We start from the raw sequence: 20,062 nt of genomic DNA on the forward strand, positions 1-20,062 counted from the left end.
AGGTCACGGTTCGAAGGCGGCTGCGACCACGGGTCCGGATCGCCGCCCGCGGCCTGACCCACCAGGACAAGACCATCCTTCTCGACCGCGCCACCGGCCAGATGGCCAGACCGGCCCCACCCCGCGCCGCACCACCCCACGCCCCGTGCCCAGGCGACGCGGGCACCCTCCACCCCCGGCCCCACCGGGCCGGCGGGTCAGCGTCCGGAGGGACACGCTTACACGGACCAACCGCACCCCCCACCCGACGGGGCCAAGGATCGCTCAGCCAATCAGAGACGCTGTAGACGGATGCCGGAGGGTCGACGTTCGGACCAGCAGGCGAGTGTGGTGGACCACGCCTCCTGACACCGCGGGCGTTTCTCCTTCGACGAGTTGGATGAGGAGTTCCGTGGCGATTCTGGTCGCTCCGACGGGATCGAGGGACAGCGTGGTGACCGGCGGTGTGGTCGTCTCGTAGGCACTGGACTCGCTCGCGCAGGCCACGAGGAGGTCTTCGGGAATCCGCAGGCCATGGCCAGGGGCGGCCGACAGCACGGCGTGCCCGCATCGGTCGTACGGACCGAAGATGGCGTCAGGAGGATCGTCCCGGGACAGGAGGCGGGCGACGGCAGGGGCCGGATTCTTGCGTCTCATGAGTTCGAGCAGGGCGGGCTCTCCCCGCTCGGCACACCACTGCCGGTACGTTGTCATGCAGGCCTGGATGTAGGAGTCGGTGGTGTCGCCGCCCAGCAGGGCGACCCGCCGTGCACCGGCCTCCGACAGGTGGTCCAGCACGCCGCGCACCGCGCCTTCGACATCGTTGTCCACCCAGATGTCGTGCGGCTGTGGGCTGGCCGGCCTCCCGATGTGGACGACGGGCACGCCGCGCATCAGCAGATCGGCGCGAACCCGATCGCCCTTCGGGCTGTCGATCAGCAGCATGCCGTCGACGGCCAGCACGGCCCACCGCTCCAGACCGACAGCGGTGGGCTGCACGACGAGCCCGTAGCCGTGTTCGTGTGCGACAACGGTGGCAGTCTGGATGGCTTGGGAGAAGTATGGGATTTCCGCGAAGCCCCATGAGGCGGGGTGGTCGGTGGTGACGGCCAGGCCCAGCGTTCTCGTGTGCGTCTTGCCAGGGAGGTAGCCGAGCTCTCGTGCCACGCGCCGCACGGTGTCACGCGTGCTCTGGGACATGCGGCCGGCCGAGTTGAGCGCGTTGGAGACGGTGGCGATCGACACTCCGGCCACTCGCGCCACATCCGCCATGGTCACGTCAGGTGAGGGCTTTCGGGGCACCTTTACGATCGTACGCTCGTGGCGTTTCGCGGAGGTTACCCGCCGGCTGTCATCCGGTCGTCTCCACCGGGACGAACGACCCGCCGTGACCAGGGATGATCAGGCTGGGACGCAGGGCGAGCACGCGCTCGCGCGATCGTCTCAATGCGTGGCCGTCCTCGGCCAGCGGGTCGTCGGCGGGCCCGTCGGCACTCCACCACAAATGCGTGGCGACCACCAGCCCGTCATCGGTCTCCGCCACCGTGGAGATGTCCTGCGCCGTGTGCCCCGGGGTTCGCAACAGCCGGACCGAGGGCGACAGCTCGAAACCATCGGCCTCACGCTCCACCCACTCGTCGCCGGAGTAGATCGCCCAGTGGTCGTGGAAGCGGGCCTCGGGGAACAGGGCGGCGTTCAACGTGTGGTCCGGGTGGTGGTGAGAGAACACCACGTCGGTGACCTGCTCGGGTTGCAGGCCCAACTCGGCAAGAGGGTCCAGGATGAGCCGGCGGTGGGCGACCATGCCCGGGTCGACCACGGCGATCAGGTCGCCCTCCCGGATCAACGTCACGGTGCCGGCGACGCGCTCGCCGGCGTATCCGTCCGTGAGGACGTGAACGAATGCTGGCATGCCAGGCAGCATATGGAAACCGTTGCCAGTAAGAAAGGTGGCGACCGATTCGGTCGCCATGCCGGGGCCATGCAACGAGATTGTTACCGTACGGGGTTGAGGTTAATTCATTAATCAACCTCAATGGCCCTCACCCGCAAGCTCGTCCGGGTGGAGGTACGGAATGCTCGCTCGCATACTCGCGATGGCCGCCGCGCTGTCGTTGACCGCATGCGGAACGACGGGGAAAACGGAGGCGGCTCCAGCCGGCGGCAAGGCCATGGTCGCGCCTCCTGCGGTGATCAAGGATGGGGAGATCGTCTACTGCTCCGACATCTCCGCCCCGCCACTGGAGTTCTACGACAAGGCCAAAAAACCCAGCGGCGCCGACGTGGAGATCGGCGAGGCGCTCGCGGCCAGGCTCGGTATGGCGGCGGTATGGCGCAACACCAAGTTCGCCTCCATCATCCCCACGTTGGTGGCCAAGCAGTGCGATGCGATCCTGTCCCAGCTCTACATCAAGGCGGAGCGGGAAAGGGTCGTCGACTTCGTCCCCTATATGTACTCCGGGCAGTCGATCCTCGTGGCCAAGGCCAATCCCCGACGCATCACCGGGCTGGACGAGAGCCTGTGCGGGCTGACCGCGTCGACCCTCATTTCCACCACGGCCGCCGCGCGTCTCGAGGGTCAGTCGAAGAAGTGCGAGGCGGCCGGCAAGCCGGCCATCAAGCTGACCCGGTTCGATCAGGACATCGCCGCGCTGCAGGAACTGGCGCTCGGCCGGTCGCAGGCATACGCGACCACGAGCGAGACCGCCGCCTACTACATGGGGCAGAAGCCGGGCCTCTTCGCCTTCGCCGGCGAGTCCTTCGACAAGATCAAGGCCGGCATCGCCGTGCGCAAGGGCAACGCCCCGCTGCGGAGCGCGCTGGCCAAGGCCCTGCAGGAGATCCGGGCGGACGGGACGTACGACAAGATCCTGACGAAGTGGAATCTCCAGATGAACAGGCTGGAGCCATGAGTTTCGACCCCGCGTTCTTCTGGGATGCGCTCCTTCGCCCGTCGGGGCCGTTTCTCGAGGGGCTCTGGCGTACGGTCTACATCTCGGTCCTCGCACAGCTCCTGGCAGTGATCATCGGGCTTGGCGTGGCGCTGATGCGCCGGTCCAGGCGTCGCTGGGTCACCGCGGTGGCCGGGTTCTACATCTGGATCCTGCGAGGCACCCCGCTGCTGGTGCAACTGGTTCTCGTCTACAACGGCCTGGCCGCGGCCGAGATCTACTCCTTCTCCGACGTCACCCTGCTCGGCGTGACCGTCACCGGCGTGTTCCAGGCCGCCCTCGTCACGCTGGCGGTCAACGAGAGCGCCTACATGGCGGAGATCATCCGTGCGGGGATCGACTCTGTCGGGAAGGGTCAGATGGAGGCGGCGCTGGCCATCGGCATGACACCGCGCTCCGCGATGAGATGGATCATCCTGCCGCAGGCGCTGCGCTTCATCGTCCCGCCGCTCGGCAACAACTTCAACGCCATGATGAAGACCACCGCGATCTTGAGTGTGATCGGCGTCGACGAACTGTTCCTCAACACCCAGGCGATCAGTTCCACGACCTTCCGCACGTTCGAGGTGTTCATCGTCGCGGCCCTGTACTACCTGATGCTCACCACCTTGTGGTCGTTCGTCCAGGCTTGGATCGAGGGCCGGCTGAATGCATCGGCCGGGATATCGCGACCTCCGACGATAGGGCAGCGGCTCTTCGGCGGCGGGCGTGCCGTGGTCCGGGCAGAGGCGCCATGAGCGTGATCGTCCGAGCCGAGCACGTCACTGGCGCTCGGTGGCCACGTCGCGAACGTACGCGATCGTACCTACCCAAGATCATCTGAAAGTGACATGACCTATCACTGCGCCATCGCCAGCCCGCACGTTCTCGCCACCGCCGCTGCAAAGGAGGCCGTCGCACGCGGCGGCAACGCCGTAGACGCCGCGCTCGCGGCCGCCGTGACGCTCACCGTCGTCTATCCGCACAACACCGGACTCGGCGGCGATCTGATCGCTCTGATCCGATCGCCGGACGGAAGGATCTCGTGTGTCAACGCCAGCGGTCCCGCTCCCGCCGGCATCGACGTGGCGGCGCTGAGCTCGCGTTCCGGTGGCCAGATGCCCGTGTCCGGGCCTGACACGATCACCGTGCCCGGCGCGGTCGCGGGCTATGCCGCGCTGCACGCCTGCGGTGCCGTGCTGACGTGGCCCGACCACTTCGCCGCCGCCATACGCCATGCGGAAGGCACTCCTGTCGTTCCGGGCCTGGCAGCGGCCATAGCCGAGGCCGGAGATCTGATCGCCGCCGACCCTGGGATGCGGAGCGTCTTCGGGTCACTGCGCGTCGGCGAAACCCTGCGCCAGGAGGCGTTGGCCGCGACGCTCGCGGAGATCGCGGCTCAGGGCCCCGAGGTGTTGTACGGCGGGCGGTTGGGCAAGCGGCTGGTCGCCGGCCTGCAGGCGTTGGCGGTCCCCATCGCCCTGGACGACCTGTCCGCCTACGAGGTCGAGCAGTCCGATCCGCTCCACCGTGCCTTCCGGGGTTTCGACGTGTACACAAGCCCGCCCAACACACAGGGCTTCCTGCTGCTGCAGGCGCTGGCCGCACTGGAGAGGACGGACCCGCACGGAGAGGACGCCGGACAACTGGCCGCGATCTTTCACGGAGGCATCGCCGACAGGACCCGCCATCTGGCCGACCCCCGGTTCGCGCAGATCGACGTGGACGCCCTGCTGCTGGGCCCCTCCCGCGAAACGGCCGGGCCGGCCGTCACCGGCAGGGCGAGTGGCGACACGGTCGCGGTCGTGACCGCGGACAGCGAAGGGCGCGCGGTCTCACTGATCCAGAGCCTCTTCCACAGCTTCGGCGCAGGGCTGCTCGAACCCTCGACCGGCATGGTGATGCACAACCGCGGGGCGTTCTTCTCCCTCGACGCCGCCTCGCCCAACGTCATCGCGCCGGGCAAGCGTCCGGCACACACGCTGATGCCGGTCATGGTCACCCATGAAGAGCGGCTGGCCTGGACGATGGGCACGATGGGAGGCAAGGCGCAACCACAGATCCTCACCCAAGTGCTGCTGCGGCTGCTCCACGGGGAACAACCCGCCGACGCGGTGGCCGCGCCCCGCTGGGTCGTCGGCGGCATGGAAGCGGGCCAGCCGGAGGACACGATCAGCCTGGAGATGGATCTCTCCCCTCGGACCATCGCAGCTCTGACCGCGACCGGCGCGCCGATCGTCCCGCTGCCGCCGGCATCGGAATGGGTCGGCCACGCACAGGTCGTCGGGGGCGCCACCTCAGCGGGGAGCGATCCTCGCTGCGATGGCGCCTCCGCCATGGTTTCGCTGATACCGGAAGATCCCCAGGCCGACATGTCCTGAGGTGACGCGGGACAGTGGGGTTGCCACGCCGACACCGTTGAGCTTGTCATCCGCTGAGCAGCGCTGCTCCGTCGTCCGCGAAAGCGCGCGACCGTCGAACAAGCGCCGCTCGAAGCGTCCGGCGAACATGCAGCCGGCCTGAAGCCCGGTACGGCCGGCTCGCACATGCGTCCGCGCGAAACCGGGGCTCGATCCTGACTCTCAGGCCGCGACTCATGCCCCTGGCCCTTGTCCGCCCTGGCCGTGCTCGGGATCATCGTCACGATGCAGAGCAGCCCCATGAGCACAAGGGCACCGCGCCCGGGTAGGACGCCGAACCGAACTTCACGATCACCCTCCTGATCGAGGGCCGCGGTGTGTCAGGTGCGGGTCCAGCGTTGGTTCGCGCCGCCGTGGCATGAGTAGAGCTGGATGCGGGTGCCGTTGGCGGTGCCCTGGCCAACGGCGTCCAGGCACAGTCCGGACTGCGTCCCGGTGATGGTGCCGTCCGAGTTCACGCGCCACTTCTGGTTGTCTCCGCCCCAGCAGGAGTAGATCTGGATCCTGGCGCCGTTGCCGGTCCCGCCCGCGTCGAGGCACTTGTTGCCATAGACCCTGATCTCGCCGGCCGAGGTGGCGACCCAGTGCTGGTTGCTTCGCCCGTTGCAGTCCCACAACTGCACCTCAGTGCCATCAGCGGTGGCGGCGTTCGGGACGTCCAGGCAACGCCCGGAGCCCACCCCCTTGATCTGCCCGGCGCCGTCGCCGGGTCCCGTGGGAGTCGTCGTCGGTGAGCCGCCGTCCAGGCCGAAGAAGCGGATGGCGTGAGCGGCCATCCCGGGTCGCGGCAGATCGTGGCCGGCACCGGTGATGGTGTACGCCTCGACCTGCCCGGAGCCGAAGACTCGCCGGGTCCATCCGGATTGCGGGCTGTCGGTGGAGGTCGGGGTCTGACTCAGTCCGTGCACGTTGGTCCACTGGTCGACCTCCTCCTGCAGCATCGTGTAGGGCAGCACCGAGTCGGCGGTGCCATGCCAGGCCATCACGCGCGGCCGGGGCCCGGTGTAGCCCGGGTAGGCGTTTCTGACCAGGTCACCCCACTGCTGCGGCGTCTTGTCCCCGCACCCGGCGGGCCCGAGGCAACCGTAAGGAACACCCGCGAACGGCGCGCCGGCCTTGAACACGTCCGGATACGTGGCGAGCAGGTTGTTGGTCTCCATCGCGCCGGAGGAGAAGCCGGTGGCGAACACCCGCTCCGGGTCACCGTTGTAGCGTTGCAGCACATAGGTCGTCATGGAGACGATCGACACCGGGTCACTGCCGCCACCGTGGCGCAGGGCCTCGTTCGACCACACGTCGAAGCAGTTCGACATGCCGTTGGCGCTCTTGTTCGCCTGCGGGTAGATGACGATGAAACCGTACCGGTCGGCCAGCGAGGCGAACTCGGTGCCTTGGTGGAAGCCCGGGGCCCAGCCGTTGCAGCCGTGCATCGCCACCAGAACGCCCGGACGGGGTGCCACCGTGGCGGGGACGTAGAGATACATCCGCAGGCCACCGGGGTTGGATCCGAAATTCGTCACTTCGGTCAGGGCCGCCGCCGACGCACGCGGGGCAGCGGTGAGGAACATGGACAGTGCGGTGGCCACCACCACCGCGACCAGAGCCGCCACGCCGGCTCCGATGGTCGCGTACGCCCTACGACACGGTTTCATGTGCTGCCCTTCTCTTCACTGTTCCGCCTCTCTGTGGGGCCGCCGTCTCGGCGGAGACGCATCGGACGGGCCCTCGCTCCGAGCCGCCGGCGCTCGCGAGCCGGCTGCGCCGGTACGGATGGGGAGCAGCCGCGCAGCGTCCGGCGGCCAGCACGAACCGTCTCCCATCGGCGGATGGGCGAGCGAGGACCGAAGGGTGTGGTGCCTGTGCGGATCTCGCGGGCTGCGGTCGTCAGCGCTACGCTTGTTGTGAGCGCTAACAAGCAGCTTGGCTGGTCGAACTCCTCCTCCTCGGTCCGGTGGAGGTGGTGGCGGAAGGAGCAAATACGAAGCCGAAAGCCACTGTCAAGGAGCCCCGAGCTCGCGGTGAATCGGAGTAGGCAGCGGCCGGGCGCGCTCACCTCGCGCTATCAGGACCTGCCGCACCGGATCCGCGATGAAACTTTCATGCGAGTACCGGCCGGGCGCGTCAGGCCGAAAGTTTCAGGAGCAAGAAGCCGAACGTGAGCCACTGCAACAACATGAACTGCGATGGCTCTTCACCGAAAGTTTTCACGCCTTCCTTGACAAGTTTCGGCGAGATTCCCACACTGAGTCCCCAAGGCGATCTCCCTGTCAGATCGGTGGTGCGCGGCAGGGGCCGCCGTCACGACGCCCTTGTGGTGCGCGTTCCCCATGACGGGGCGTCGGGTCCTGCGGGTGTGTCCCGCACGCTCCTATCCCCCGATTCGCTTACGGAGGCTCAGGCATGCGTGTCAACGCCATGTCCCTACCTGCCGCCCGGCACCCGCTCGGCGGGCGCCGGGCGCTGATCGCCGGCGCGCTCGGCGTACTCGGCCTGCTCACGGCGTTGACGGCGCCGACCCCGGCGGACGCCGCGGCGAGCACGCTCGGCGCGGCTGCCGCCCAGAGCGGCCGTTACTTCGGCACCGCCATCACCGCGGGCAAACTCGGCGACTCCGCCTACACCACGATCGCCAACCGCGAGTTCAACATGGTGACGGCCGAGAACGAGATGAAGATCGACGCCACCGAGCCCAACCGGGGGCAGTTCAACTTCACCGCCGGGGACCGGGTCTACAACTGGGCCGTGCAGAACGGCAAGCGGGTGCGCGGGCACACCCTGGCCTGGCACTCCCAGCAACCGGGCTGGATGCAGTCGCTGTCGGGCAGCTCGCTGCGCCAGGCGATGATCAACCACATCAACGGCGTCATGGCCCACTACAAGGGCAAGATCTACGCCTGGGACGTGGTCAACGAGGCCTACGCCGACGGCAACTCCGGCGGCCGGCGCGACTCCAACCTCCAGCGCACCGGCAACGACTGGATCGAGGTGGCCTTCCGCACCGCGCGCGCCGCCGACCCGGCTGCCAAGCTGTGCTACAACGACTACAACATCGACAACTGGACCTGGGCCAAGACACAGGCCGTCTACAACATGGTCAGGGACTTCAAGGCACGAGGCGTGCCCATCGACTGCGTCGGCCTTCAGTCGCACTTCAACAGCAACAGCCCCTACAACAGCAACTACCGCACGACCATCCAGAGCTTCGCCGCACTGGGGGTCGACGTGCAGATCACCGAGCTGGACATCCAGGGCGGCTCGGCCACCACGTACGCCAACGTCGTCAACGACTGCCTGGCGGTGCCGCGTTGTACCGGCATCACGGTCTGGGGGGTTCGTGACAGCGACTCCTGGCTCGGCGCCAACGCCGCCCCGCTGCTCTTCGACGGCAACGGCAACAAGAAGCCCGCCTACACCGCGGTGCTCAACGCGCTCAACGGCGGCACCACGACGCCGCCGCCCGGGGGCGACGTGGGGCAGATCAAGGGCGTGGCCTCCGGCCGCTGCGTGGACGTGCCCAACTCGAGCACCACCGACGGCACCGCGGTGCAGCTGTGGGACTGCAACGGCCAGGCCAACCAGCAGTGGACACAGACCTCAGCAGGGGAATTGAAGGTGTACGGCAACAAGTGCCTGGACGCCGGGGGCACGGGCAACGGCGCCAAGATCCAGATCTACTCCTGCTGGGGCGGCGACAACCAGAAATGGCGCATCAACTCCGACGGCACCATCACCGGGGTGCAGTCCGGGCTGTGCCTCGACGCCGTCGGCGCCGGCACCGGCAACGGCACGGGGCTGCAGCTCTACAGCTGCTGGGGCGGAAGCAACCAGAAGTGGACCTACAACGCGGGCACCGCGTCCTCATAGCCCCGCATGGGACCTGCCGGTCGGCAAGGCAGACACAGGTGAGGTCATCAGGCAGCGGTTGGCGAACAGGGTGGCTCACCCTTCTTCGGCCCGGTGGAAAGGCCGAAGGAGGGCGAGCCACGCCGGTGCCCGCGGAGTGGGTGAAGCAGGTCCGGTCTCGAGCGGGCCGGAAGAAACTTAATTAAGATCAAGTACGATGCCGACCACGCCCGCAGAGGAGCCACAGGCCGGCAGCATATTGCCGATGAGCGGCGGTTGAACTCAGCGCCAGACCGAAGGGGATCACCCCTACGTCGCATGGCCACGACGCCGAGACAGCAACTTAACCCATTATTCGCGGCAAATTATCCTGTTGCCAACGGGTAACTTCTGTGAAACTTTCACAGGCACGAGCAGCACGGCGCGATCTCCTTGGAGGCAAAACTCCAGGCGGGAAGCGTTCCGATGGCAACGCCCAAGTCGGGAGGGGGTGCCCCTCGTTGACGCCGGGCCGGACCGTCGGATGTACTCCGCGACAACGCGCTCAACGGAGTAGCCACACGGCTGTCGACAGGAGGATGTTAACGCTAACAGCTTTCGTGACCCCATCTGCGACCTAGTCAAGGAGCCCTGGATGTGCCCCCTCATCCCCGGCGACCGCACAGGACACACGGCATCGGCCTCCAAGAACAGCCATGACGGCCGCGGCCCCGCATCGCCCCTTCCCGACCTTCCGGGTGACCCCATGAGCGAATTGTTAGCGTTAACAAGTCGTTCGCGAGCGGCATCTCCGCGCGGACAGCCATGGGCGGCCTTTCCGACAGCCTGACCCGGTGAACACGGACCGGTGGCGGCCGGTCAACACCCCCCATTTTTCCAAGGAGCTCCACATGTCCTTGAGCCGTCGTCAGATGTTTCAGGCCACAGGCGCGACCACCGCGTTCTCGGCCGCCGGCCAGGCAGCCGGCACATCCCCCGCTCTGGCCCCACTCCCCCGGGCCAGATCCGACATCGGCGTCTCGGCCTACGAGTTCGACCTCGGCCAGGTCCGGCTGACCTCCGGCGCCACCATGCCGGGCACCTACGCCGCCCTCACCCGGTCGTGGGCGTCGCCCCCCTCCTCGATCACCCGGACCAGCACCTCCTCCCTTGCCTTCACGGCCACGGCCAACGGAGCGTCGGTGCGGCTGGGGCCGTTCTACGACGCTCACGACCACAACAACGTCGTCTACTGGAACACCGGTGGCCAGGGCGGTACCGGCACGGCGAGCTTCCGGCTGGTCAACGCCGCCGGCGGGCCGGCCTTCGGCGGCACGTCCCAGGGCGCGCAGGTCGTGCTCGCCGACGACAACGACGCGAACAACAACCTCTGGAGGCTCCTGTGAGGCGCGTGCTCGCGGTTCTCTCGCCGCTGCTTCTCGTCGGCGTGTTCCTCACGCCCCAGGCGTCGGCCGCGACGGTCGACACCAACGCGTGGTACGTGCTGGTCAACCGCAACAGCGGCAAGGCCTTGGACGTGTACAACCTGTCCACCGCCGACGGCGGCCGGATCACCCAGTGGACCCGCAACAACGGCAACCAGCAGCAGTGGCAGTTCGTCGACTCCGGCGGCGGCTACTACCGGCTGAAGTCCCGCCACTCCGGCAAAGTCCTGGACGTCTACAACTTCTCCACCGCCAACGGCGCGAACATCGTCCAATGGGCCGACCACAACGGCACCAACCAGCAATGGAGACTCGCCGACTCCGACGGCGGCCACATCCGCCTGATCAACCGCAACAGCAACAAGGCCCTCGAAGTCCAGGGCGCCTCCACCGCCGACGGCGCCAACATCGTCCAATACGACGACTGGGGCGGCGCCAACCAGCAATGGCAACTCGTACCCGTCGGCGGCAACCCGGATCCGGGCGGCACCTACACCAACCCGGTCGTCTGGCAGGACTTCGCCGACGGCGACATCATCCGGGTCGGCGACGCCTACTACTACTCGGCCTCGACGATGCACTACTCGCCGGGCGCGCCGATCCTGCGCTCCTACAACCTCATCGACTGGGAGTACGCCGGGCACTCGGTCCCGAGGCTCGATTTCAACTCGGGCGCCTACGACCTCAACGGCGGGCGGGCGTACGTGAAGGGCATCTGGGCTTCGACCCTGAACTACCGGCCCAGCAACAGCACCTACTACTGGATCGGCTGCGTCGAGTTCAACCGGACCTACGTCTACACCGCCTCCGCCGTCGACGGCACGTGGACCAAACGCTCGCAGATCAACAACTGCTACTACGACGCCGGCCTGCTGATCGACACCAACGACACCATGTACGTCGCCTACGGCAACGGCACCATCAGCGTCGCCCAACTGTCGGCCGACGGGCTCAGCCAGGTGCGCGCCCAGCAGGTGTTCCAGACCCCCAGCAGCGTCGGCACCCTGGAAGGCGCCCGCTTCTACAAGCGGAACGGCTACTACTACATCTGGCTCACCCGGCCCGCCAACGGCCAGTACGTGCTCCGCTCCACCTCGCCATGGGGCCCGTACGAGATGCGCCAGGTCCTGCTCAACATGCCCGGCCCCATCTCCGGCGGCGGCGTCCCCCACCAGGGCGGGCTCGTCCAGACCCAGAACGGCGACTGGTACTACATGTCCTTCGTCGACGCCTACCCCGGCGGACGCGTCCCCGCGCTCGCGCCGATCACCTGGACCGGCGACTGGCCGACCGTGCAGACCGTCAACGGCGGCTGGGGCGTCAACTACCCGAAGCCGAACATCCAGACCAGCCGGACCGTGGCGTCCATGATCGGCCCCGACACCTTCACCTCGGGCAGCCTCGGGCACCGCTGGGAGTGGAACCACAACCCCGACACCAGCCGCTTCTCCACCGGCAACGGCCTGCGCCTGCAGACCGCGACCGTCACAGGCGACCTCTACAACGCCCGTAACACGCTGACCCACCGCATCCAGGGCCCGTCGTCGACGGCGACGATCGAGCTCGACTACTCGCAGATGGCGGACGGCGACCGCGCCGGGCTGGCCATGCTCCGCGACCAGTCGGCCTGGATCGGCGTCAAACGCGACAACGGCGTCAACCGGGTCGTGATGACCAACGGCCTGACCATGAACAGCTCGTGGCAGACCACAGGCACCGGCACCGAGGCGGCGAGCGCGAACATCTCGGGCGGCCGGATCTGGCTGCGGGTCAACGCCGACATCCGGCCGGGTTCCGGCAGGCAGGCCCGCTTCTCCTACAGCACCGACGGCAGCACCTTCGTGAGCCTCGGCCCGGCCTTCACGTTGAACAACGCCTGGCAGTTCTTCATGGGCTACCGCTTCGGAATCTTCAACTACGCCACCCAGTCCCTCGGCGGAGCAGTGACCGTGCGCCGCTTCGACCTCACCACCCCCTGACCCGACACGTCGACACAGGAAGGCACCACCCCGTCCATGAAACGACTTTTATCCCTGCTCACCACCGGGCTGGTCGCCATCGGCCTCTCGGTGGCGCTCACCGGGCCGACCGATGCCGCCTCGACCCTGGGCGCCTCCGCAGCCGAGCGGGGCGGCCGTTACTTCGGCGCCGCCGTGGCCGCCGGCAGGCTCGGTGACTCGACGTACGTGAACATCCTGAACCGGGAGTTCAACTCGGTCACCGCCGAGAACGAGATGAAGTGGGACGCCACCGAGCCGTCCCGGAACTCCTTCACCTACACGAGCGCCGACCGGATCGTGAACCACGCGATCGGGCGCGGCATGAAGATCCGCGGTCACACCCTGCTGTGGCACTCGCAGATGCCCGGCTGGGCGCAGAGCCTGTCCGGCTCGACCCTGCGCAGCGCCATGATCAACCACGTCACGCAGGTGGCCACCCACTACCGAGGCAAGATCCACTCCTGGGACGTGGTCAACGAGGCCTTCGCCGACGGCGGCAGCGGCGGCCGGCGCGACTCGATCCTTCAGCGCACCGGCAACGACTGGATCGAGGCCGCCTTCCGGGCCGCCCGCGCCGCCGACCCGGGCGCCAAGCTCTGCTACAACGACTACAACACCGACGGGATCAACGCCAAGAGCACCGGCATCTACAACATGGTGCGCGACTTCAAGGCGCGAGGCGTCCCGATCGACTGCGTCGGCTTCCAGTCCCACCTGGGCACCTCGCTCTCCAGCGACTACCAGGCAAACCTCCAGCGCTTCGCCGACCTCGGCGTCGACGTCCAGATCACCGAGCTCGACGTCGCCTCCGGCCCCAACCAGGCGAACATCTACGCCTCTGTGACCCGCGCCTGCCTGGCGGTCTCCCGCTGCACCGGCATCACGGTCTGGGGCATCCGGGACAGCGACTCCTGGCGCGTCGGGGAGAACCCTCTGCTGTTCGACTCCTCGGGCAACAAGAAAGCCGCCTACACCGCCACCCTGGACGCCCTCAACGGCGGCTCCACCAACCCGGGGCCGATCGACACCAATGCCTGGTACGTCCTGGTCAACCGCAACAGCGGCAAGGCCCTGGACGTCTACAACCTCGCCACCAACGACGGCGCCCGCATCACCCAATGGACCCGCAACAACGGCAACCAGCAGCAATGGCAGTTCGTCAGCTCGGAGAGCGGCTGGTACCGGCTGAAGTCACGGTTGTCCGGCAAGGTCCTGGACGTCTACAACTTCTCCACCGCCAACGGCGGCAACATCGTCCAGTGGACCGACCACAACGGCACCAACCAGCAGTGGCGGGTGGCCGACTCCGGCGGCTACCTGCGCCTGATCAACCGCAACAGCAGCAAGGCCCTGGAGGTCCAGGGCGCCTCCACCGCCGACGGCGCGAACATCGTCCAGTACGACGACTGGAACGGCGCCAACCAGCAATGGCAACTCGTCCGAGTCGGATGAATCGGAGCACATCATGAAATTCAGATCCCTGGCCGTCCTCGCGACGGTCGCCACCTTACTGGCGAGCCTGTTCGTCGCCGTTCAGACTCAGTCCGCCAACGCGGCCACCGTCGACACCAACGCCTGGTACGTCCTGGTCAACCGCAACAGCGGCAAGGCCCTGGACGTCTACAACCTCTCGACCGCCGACGGCGGCCGCATCACCCAGTGGACCAGGAACAACCAGAACCAGCAGCAATGGCAGTTCGTCGACTCCGGCGGCGGCTACTACCGCATCAAGTCCCGCCACTCCGGCAAGGTGCTCGACGTCTACAACTGGTCGACCGCCAACGGCGGCGCGATCGTGCAATGGGCCGACACCAACGGCACCAACCAGCAGTGGCGGCTGGCCGACAGCTCCGACGGCTATGTGAGGTTCATCTCGCGCCACAGCAACAAGGCCCTGGAGGTGCAGGGCGCCTCCACCGCCGACGGCGCGAACATCGTCCAGTACGACGACTGGGGCGGCAACAACCAGCAGTGGCAGCTCGTCCGGGTCGACGGCGGCAACCCCGGTGAGTGCGATCTTCCGTCGACGTACCGCTGGACATCGACGGGCCCGCTGGCGCAGCCAAGGTCGGGATGGGTCTCGCTCAAGGACTTCACCGTCGCCCCCTACAACGGCAAGCACCTCGTCTACGCCACGACGCACGACTTCGGGACGAGGTGGGGTTCGATGAACTTCACCCCCTTCACCAACTGGTCCGACATGGCCTCGGCCAGCCAGAACGCGATGTCGTCCTCCACCGTCGCGCCCACGCTCCTCTACTTCGCCCCGAAGAACATCTGGGTGCTCGCCTACCAGTGGGGCGGGACCGCCTTCTCCTACAGGACCTCCAGCGACCCCACCAACCCGAATGGCTGGTCATCGCAGCAGGTGCTCTTCTCCGGAAGCATCTCAGGCTCCAACACAGGGCCCATCGACCAGACGCTCATCGGTGACAGCACGAACATGTACCTGTTCTTCGCCGGCGACAACGGCAAGATCTACCGGGCCAGCATGCCCATCGGGAACTTCCCGGGCAGTTTCGGCACCACCTCGACGGTGATCATGAGCGACACGACGAACAACCTGTTCGAAGCCGTTCAGGTCTACAAACTCCAGGGCCAGAACAAATACCTCATGATCGTCGAAGCGATCGGCTCACGGGGCCGCTACTTCCGCTCGTTCACCGCCACCAGCCTGAACGGTTCGTGGACACCCCAGGCCGCCACCGAGAGCAACCCCTTCGCCGGCAAGGCCAACAGCGGCGCCACCTGGACCAACGACATCAGCCACGGCGAACTGGTCCGCACCAGCGCCGATCAGACCATGACCGTCGATCCCTGCAAGCTGCAGCTGCTCTACCAGGGCCGCGACCCCAACTCCGGCGGCGATTACGGCCTTTGGCCCTACCGGCCGGGTCTGCTGACACTGCAGCGCTGATGGCGTGACACGCGTCCGGCTCGGATGTTCCTGACGTTCACGGCAATGGCGTATGCCCCATCGGGTGAGCGCCATCACGGCACGTCATCAGGTCCGGGTGGAGCCGGCGTGGCGGGCTCGGTGCAAGGCCGAGCCCGCCCGTGCCATGCAGAAATGTCAGCGCTCACTCTACGCCTCCGGCGGCAGCGAGTAGCCGGCGGTGCCGATGGGCTGCCCGTGCCCCCGCGCCAAGATCGCCGTCTACACGATCAGCGGCTCCTCGGCCCTCGGCGGCGTGCTGCTGTCAGCTCCTGGTGGACGAAGATCTTCATCGGCGCCATGCTGCTCGTCTTCCCCCTGCACCGCCTCATGTCAAATCGCGGACATGACCCGCGGCGCAGAAGCCCTGATCTTGGCAAGACGGCACCGCCCGCCTCCCTGTACTCCCTGACTAGACTGCCGCCATGACCACGGAGTCGTCCCCTCTCACCATCGCTCAGCTCGCCGAGCTGGCCGGAGTTTCCACCGCGACGGTCTCCAAGGTCGTGAACGGCCGTTCCGCAGTGTCGTCCGAAACCCGCGCCGCCGTGGAGGAGCTCATCCGCCGGCACGGCTACCGGCGACAGCGCCGCCGTTCCACGCCGGCAGCCCTGGTGGAGCTCGTCTTCCACGCGCTGGAGGGCGACTATCCCGTCGAGATCACCAAAGGCGTGGCGGAGGCCGCCCGTGAGCACGAGCTCACGGTGGCGATATCGGACCTGCACCGTGACCACACCGCCGCAGACGCCTGGCTGGACGGTGTGCTGCGGCGCCGCCCGAGCGGCGTGATCGCAGTGTTCTCGGGCCTGACCGAAACCCAGCACGAACAGCTCATCCGCCGCGAGATCCCGCTGGTCCTGCTGGATCCGGCCGACGCTCCCGCGCGGAACATCCCATCGGTCGGCGCCGGCAACTGGAACGGCGGGCTCACGGCCACCCGCCACCTCCTGGAGCTCGGGCATCGCCGCATCGCCATCATCACCGGACCCGACTCCGCGCTGTCCAGCCGGGCCCGTCTCGACGGCTACCGAACCGCCCTCGACATGGCCGGCGTGCCCGTCGACCCGGGGCTGATCGGCCGGGGGGACTTCCTCATCGAGGGCGGTCTGGCCGAAGCGCACCGCATGCTGCGCCTGCCCGACCGGCCAACCGCGATCTTCGCCACGAACGACGGCCAAGCCATCGGCGTCTACCACGCGGCCCGTCAGCTCGGCCTGCGCATCCCGGACGATCTCAGCGTGATCGGCTTCGACGACATGCCGTCGGTGCGGTGGGCCATTCCGCCGCTGACCACCATCCGCCAGCCCCTCGCCGAGATGGCCGCGGCGGCGACCTCGATGCTGCTGACGCTGACCCATGGCGAGCAACTGCCACAGAGCCGCGTCGAGCTGGCCACCGAACTCGTCGTACGCGAGAGCACCGGGCCTCCCCCACTCCCAACCGCCTGAGCCGAAGCGCGGCCTCCAAAGGGCAGCGGCGCGAGTTCACCAGCAGGAGCAGGCCTATCCGCCAGAGAAAGCGGCCATGGCCGGTACATCATCGCCGAACTCGACCCGGCGCAGGTGACGGCGGTCGTCACCGCTCCCGAACCCGTTCTGATCGGCGTGAGCCCGACCGGTCTGGAAAGGCTCGGCGTCACCGTCCACACCGGGCGTTGGAACCCATCCGGCATTAATGGAGGCTTTGGTGTGCCCTGGGTTCGATGGAGTCGCGTTCCTGGATTGTCATGCCACGGTGGACGCGTTCTCGAACTGTATCGGGGTGAGCATGCCCAGGCGGCTGTGCCGTCGTTGCCGATTGTGCCAGACCACCAGGAGGCCCAGTCGATGGACAGCGACCAGGCGGCGGCGCGCCAGGGCAGTGAGCTGGTCGGCTCGCTACGTGGGGCTCAAGTCGTACGGCGGCGGCTCCGTACCGGGGCGGGTCACATCCGGGCGCCGTCCTGGTGCGCCGGCTGCTCGGCCACGCCGGGCGGCACTTCGCGATGCCGCTGGCCCGTGGCGTGCTGAGCGTCTTGTGCCACGGTGGCGTCCATGAGCCGGGTGGCCAGCGTCCGGATGTGCTCGGCCAGTTCGGGTGGCTCGTGCACCGTGAACGGCATCCCTATCAGAGCCACCCACAGAGCCAGTTCGTCGAGTGAGTTGGAGCCGCAGACCAGCGTGCACGTCCGCTCGTCGATGGGCTCGACCGTGCCTGTCGTAGGTGAGACACGCTCGGCCACGGTCGCGGCAGGGGCGTGGAGGGTGAAGCGGCCCTGGTAGCGATAGGGGGCGCTGGAGATCGTGTGAGAGGTGTATCCCGCGAGGTCGGTGGCGGGCGGGTCACGGGGGATGAAGCGCGGGCCGTTGGGTGAGCGCAGGCTGAGCCGGTCGAGGCGGAAGGTGCGCCAGCCGGCGCGCTCTGTGTCGTAGGCGACCAGGTACCAGCGGCGGCCGGTGGCCACCAGCCGGTACGGCTCCGCCATCCGGCTGCTGTGGACGCCCTCATGGGAGCGGTAGTCGAAGCGCAGGGTCTCATGATCGCGGCAGGCCGCCGCGATGGCGGTCAAGGCCCCGGAGTCGACCGCGGGCACGTCGGTGGTCATCGGGACCGTCATCGACTGCAGCGTGTGGACGCGGTGCCGCAACCGGGACGGCAGCACCTGCTCCAGCTTGATCAGCGCCCGGACCGAACTCTCCTCGATTCCGGTCACGGTGCCGCCCGCAGCGGTGCGCAACCCCACGGCGACCGCCACCGCCTCCTCGTCGTCCAGCAGCAGCGGCGGCAGGTCGGCTCCGGCGCCCAACTGGTATCCCGCCGCCCCCGCGACCGCATGCACGGTATAGCCGAGCTCGCGCAACCGGTCGACGTCGCGGCGTACGGTGCGCGGGGTCACGCCGAGGCGGTCCGCCAGTTCCGCGCCCGACCACCGGCGATGGGTCTGCAGGAGGGTCAGGAGCCTGAGCAGCCGTGCCGAGGTTTCCAGCATGTCTCCACCCTTCCAGGCACTTAGGACTCATCCTGTCCTAGGAGTCTCCTAGCGTCTGCGTCATGAGCGACACCGACTTCGAAATCCGCCCGTTCCGCATTGAGATCCCCCAGGCCGAACTGGACGACCTGCGTGAGCGGATCGGCCGTGCCCGCTGGCCGAGCGAGATCGACGGCCAGGACTGGAGCCGCGGAGTGCCCGTCGGCTATCTGAAGGAACTGGCCGCCCATTGGGCCGCGGGCTACAACTGGCGGGCCTGGGAAGCCAGACTGAACGCCTATCCACAGTTCACCACCGAGATCGACGGACAGAACATCCACTTCCTGCACGTCCGCTCCACCCGGCCCGACGCCCTGCCGCTGATCCTCACCCACGGCTGGCCCGGCTCGGTCGTGGAGTTCCTCGACCTGATCGAGCCGCTCTCCCAGGACTTCCACCTGGTCATCCCCTCCATCCCGGGCTTCGGCTTCTCCGGGCCGACCCGGCAGGCCGGCTGGACGACCACGCGCATCGCCGCCGCCTGGGCCGAGCTCATGCACGGACTCGGCTATGACAGGTACGGCGCCCAGGGCGGCGACTTCGGCGGCGGCATCGCCCGGGCGCTGGGCCTGGCCGCTCCGGACAACGTCGTCGCGGTGCACGTCAACGGCGGCACGACCTATCCGAGCGCGGCCGAAGACGACCCCACGCTCACCGATCGGGAACGGGCGAGGGTGCGGCGGATGCAGGAGTTCATGAACGAGGCGGGCGGCTACATCGCCATCCAGTCCACCCGGCCGCAGACCCTCGCCTACGGACTGACCGACTCCCCCGTCGGCCAGCTCGCCTGGATCATCGACAAGATCCGGGACATGACCGACCTGGCCAAGCCGCTTCCGCACGAGGCGATCGACCGGGACCTGCTGCTCACCGATGTGACGATCTACTGGCTGACCGGCACGGCGGGCTCCTCGGCGGCGCTCTACTACGAAGACGCGCAGGAGTGGGGCGAGCAGCAGACATCTTCGGTGCCGATGGCCGTGGCGCTGTTCACCATCCAGGACATCGCGCTGCGCCGCGATGAGGAGAAGGTCAACAATGTCGTGCGCTGGTCGGACTTCGACCGTGGCGGCCACTTCGCCGCGATGGAGGCCCCCGATCTGCTGCTCGGCGACCTGCGGGAGTTCTTCGGCACCTATCGGTGACCCACTGGTCCGAGCCGCGGGGCCCGGGAGAGCATGATCTCGCACGCCGTCCGGCCGGCTGCGGTCGCAGCTGGCCACCAGCGCCTGGACCTGGCCCGATGGCAACGCCTGCGGCAGCGACAGGCCGCGCGGCCCGGCGACCGCCGGCACCGCCGCGGCCAGATCCCGCCGGATCCGGCCAGTCAGATGCAGGTAGCGCAGAAACGCCCGCATGCCGGTCACCAAGACTTGGGCCCCGGCGACGCTGCGCCGGCGCGCGCCTGTCCGATGAAGCCCGTGATCTGGGCGGCGCTGCGCGAGCTGGCACCGCCCTGGCCGGGGAGCGGCACATGACCATCTCCTTCACCGCCGCGGTCGCCGACTATCCCGGCACTGGCCA

15 protein-coding genes are annotated in these 20,062 nt (G+C 67.9%); 10 read left to right on the forward strand and 5 right to left on the reverse strand.

What is annotated here, in order from left to right; translation table 11 throughout:
• Positions 1 to 264: 264 nt before the first annotated feature.
• On the reverse strand, positions 265 to 1,281 hold the full coding sequence (locus tag ID574_RS47350; protein WP_188195643.1) for a LacI family DNA-binding transcriptional regulator: 1,017 nt from the start codon (positions 1,279 to 1,281) through the stop codon (positions 265 to 267).
• Positions 1,282 to 1,330: 49 nt separating this feature from the next.
• Positions 1,331 to 1,891 carry an MBL fold metallo-hydrolase gene (locus ID574_RS47355; protein WP_188195644.1) on the reverse strand — a complete coding sequence of 187 codons (561 nt, stop codon included), beginning with the start codon at positions 1,889 to 1,891 and terminating at the stop codon, positions 1,331 to 1,333.
• Between the two features lie 163 nt (positions 1,892 to 2,054).
• On the opposite strand from ID574_RS47355, the gene ID574_RS47360 reads away from it, so the two are divergent.
• The 3 genes from ID574_RS47360 (at position 2,055) to ID574_RS47370 (ending at position 5,290) form a co-directional block, all read left to right on the forward strand.
• Positions 2,055 to 2,891: an ABC transporter substrate-binding protein gene (locus tag ID574_RS47360; RefSeq protein WP_188195645.1), complete on the forward strand. Its 837-nt coding sequence runs from the start codon at positions 2,055 to 2,057 to the stop codon at positions 2,889 to 2,891.
• Entirely contained in the window at positions 2,888 to 3,667 is a 780-nt protein-coding gene (locus tag ID574_RS47365; protein WP_188195646.1) for an amino acid ABC transporter permease, read from the forward strand. Before ID574_RS47360 ends, ID574_RS47365 begins: the two co-directional genes overlap by 4 nt.
• Positions 3,668 to 3,760: 93 nt before the next feature.
• Positions 3,761 to 5,290: a gamma-glutamyltransferase family protein gene (locus ID574_RS47370; protein ID WP_188195647.1), complete on the forward strand. Its 1,530-nt coding sequence runs from the start codon at positions 3,761 to 3,763 to the stop codon at positions 5,288 to 5,290.
• Positions 5,291 to 5,649: 359 nt separating this feature from the next.
• Here ID574_RS47370 and ID574_RS47375 read toward each other — a convergent pair whose 3' ends face one another.
• Positions 5,650 to 6,981, reverse strand: coding sequence for an extracellular catalytic domain type 1 short-chain-length polyhydroxyalkanoate depolymerase (locus ID574_RS47375; protein ID WP_188195648.1), 1,332 nt, complete (start codon positions 6,979 to 6,981; stop codon positions 5,650 to 5,652).
• 748 nt (positions 6,982 to 7,729) lie between these two features.
• Here ID574_RS47375 and ID574_RS47380 point away from each other — a divergent pair.
• From ID574_RS47380 to ID574_RS47405, 6 genes are all read left to right on the forward strand, one after another.
• Positions 7,730 to 9,193: an endo-1,4-beta-xylanase gene (locus tag ID574_RS47380; RefSeq protein ID WP_188195649.1), complete on the forward strand. Its 1,464-nt coding sequence runs from the start codon at positions 7,730 to 7,732 to the stop codon at positions 9,191 to 9,193.
• Positions 9,194 to 10,062: 869 nt separating this feature from the next.
• Entirely contained in the window at positions 10,063 to 10,557 is a 495-nt protein-coding gene (locus tag ID574_RS47385) for a hypothetical protein (RefSeq protein ID WP_188195752.1), read from the forward strand.
• Positions 10,554 to 12,575 carry an RICIN domain-containing protein gene (locus ID574_RS47390; RefSeq protein WP_223167806.1) on the forward strand — a complete coding sequence of 674 codons (2,022 nt, stop codon included), beginning with the start codon at positions 10,554 to 10,556 and terminating at the stop codon, positions 12,573 to 12,575. Before ID574_RS47385 ends, ID574_RS47390 begins: the two co-directional genes overlap by 4 nt.
• Before the next feature lie 36 nt (positions 12,576 to 12,611).
• The gene (locus ID574_RS47395; protein ID WP_188195650.1) at positions 12,612 to 14,048 is read left to right on the forward strand and encodes a glycoside hydrolase family 10 protein; all 1,437 of its coding nucleotides are present in this window, start codon (positions 12,612 to 12,614) and stop codon (positions 14,046 to 14,048) included.
• 13 nt (positions 14,049 to 14,061) lie between these two features.
• Entirely contained in the window at positions 14,062 to 15,513 is a 1,452-nt protein-coding gene (locus ID574_RS47400) for a non-reducing end alpha-L-arabinofuranosidase family hydrolase (RefSeq protein WP_188195651.1), read from the forward strand.
• A 443-nt stretch (positions 15,514 to 15,956) separates the two neighbouring features.
• Positions 15,957 to 16,979 (forward strand): LacI family DNA-binding transcriptional regulator, encoded by a 1,023-nt coding sequence (locus ID574_RS47405; protein ID WP_188195652.1) that lies wholly within the window; start codon positions 15,957 to 15,959, stop codon positions 16,977 to 16,979.
• Between the two features lie 276 nt (positions 16,980 to 17,255).
• Here ID574_RS47405 and ID574_RS63125 read toward each other — a convergent pair whose 3' ends face one another.
• Positions 17,256 to 17,342 (reverse strand): IS3 family transposase, encoded by an 87-nt coding sequence (locus ID574_RS63125; RefSeq protein WP_442939417.1) that lies wholly within the window; start codon positions 17,340 to 17,342, stop codon positions 17,256 to 17,258.
• Between the two features lie 113 nt (positions 17,343 to 17,455).
• Entirely contained in the window at positions 17,456 to 18,499 is a 1,044-nt protein-coding gene (locus ID574_RS47410) for a helix-turn-helix transcriptional regulator (RefSeq protein ID WP_188195653.1), read from the reverse strand.
• Positions 18,500 to 18,561: 62 nt separating this feature from the next.
• Here ID574_RS47410 and ID574_RS47415 point away from each other — a divergent pair, with 62 nt between their 5' ends.
• Positions 18,562 to 19,683: an epoxide hydrolase family protein gene (locus tag ID574_RS47415; RefSeq protein ID WP_188195654.1), complete on the forward strand. Its 1,122-nt coding sequence runs from the start codon at positions 18,562 to 18,564 to the stop codon at positions 19,681 to 19,683.
• Positions 19,684 to 20,062 lie beyond the last annotated feature (379 nt).

Origin of the sequence: Nonomuraea sp. SYSU D8015, from assembly GCF_008065375.1 — a bacterium.
In the GTDB taxonomy this organism is placed as follows: domain Bacteria; phylum Actinomycetota; class Actinomycetes; order Streptosporangiales; family Streptosporangiaceae; genus Nonomuraea.

Coding starts and splice junctions, on each gene's coding strand:
- ID574_RS47355 (WP_188195644.1), bottom strand. CDS start 1,891: ATGCCAGCATTCGTTCACGTCCTCACGGACGGATACGCCGGCGAGCGC.
- ID574_RS47360 (WP_188195645.1), top strand. CDS start 2,055: ATGCTCGCTCGCATACTCGCGATGGCCGCCGCGCTGTCGTTGACCGCA.
- ID574_RS47365 (WP_188195646.1), top strand. CDS start 2,888: ATGAGTTTCGACCCCGCGTTCTTCTGGGATGCGCTCCTTCGCCCGTCG.
- ID574_RS47370 (WP_188195647.1), top strand. CDS start 3,761: ATGACCTATCACTGCGCCATCGCCAGCCCGCACGTTCTCGCCACCGCC.
- ID574_RS47375 (WP_188195648.1), bottom strand. CDS start 6,981: ATGAAACCGTGTCGTAGGGCGTACGCGACCATCGGAGCCGGCGTGGCG.
- ID574_RS47380 (WP_188195649.1), top strand. CDS start 7,730: ATGCGTGTCAACGCCATGTCCCTACCTGCCGCCCGGCACCCGCTCGGC.
- ID574_RS47385 (WP_188195752.1), top strand. CDS start 10,063: ATGTCCTTGAGCCGTCGTCAGATGTTTCAGGCCACAGGCGCGACCACC.
- ID574_RS47395 (WP_188195650.1), top strand. CDS start 12,612: ATGAAACGACTTTTATCCCTGCTCACCACCGGGCTGGTCGCCATCGGC.
- ID574_RS47400 (WP_188195651.1), top strand. CDS start 14,062: ATGAAATTCAGATCCCTGGCCGTCCTCGCGACGGTCGCCACCTTACTG.
- ID574_RS47405 (WP_188195652.1), top strand. CDS start 15,957: ATGACCACGGAGTCGTCCCCTCTCACCATCGCTCAGCTCGCCGAGCTG.
- ID574_RS47410 (WP_188195653.1), bottom strand. CDS start 18,499: ATGCTGGAAACCTCGGCACGGCTGCTCAGGCTCCTGACCCTCCTGCAG.
- ID574_RS47415 (WP_188195654.1), top strand. CDS start 18,562: ATGAGCGACACCGACTTCGAAATCCGCCCGTTCCGCATTGAGATCCCC.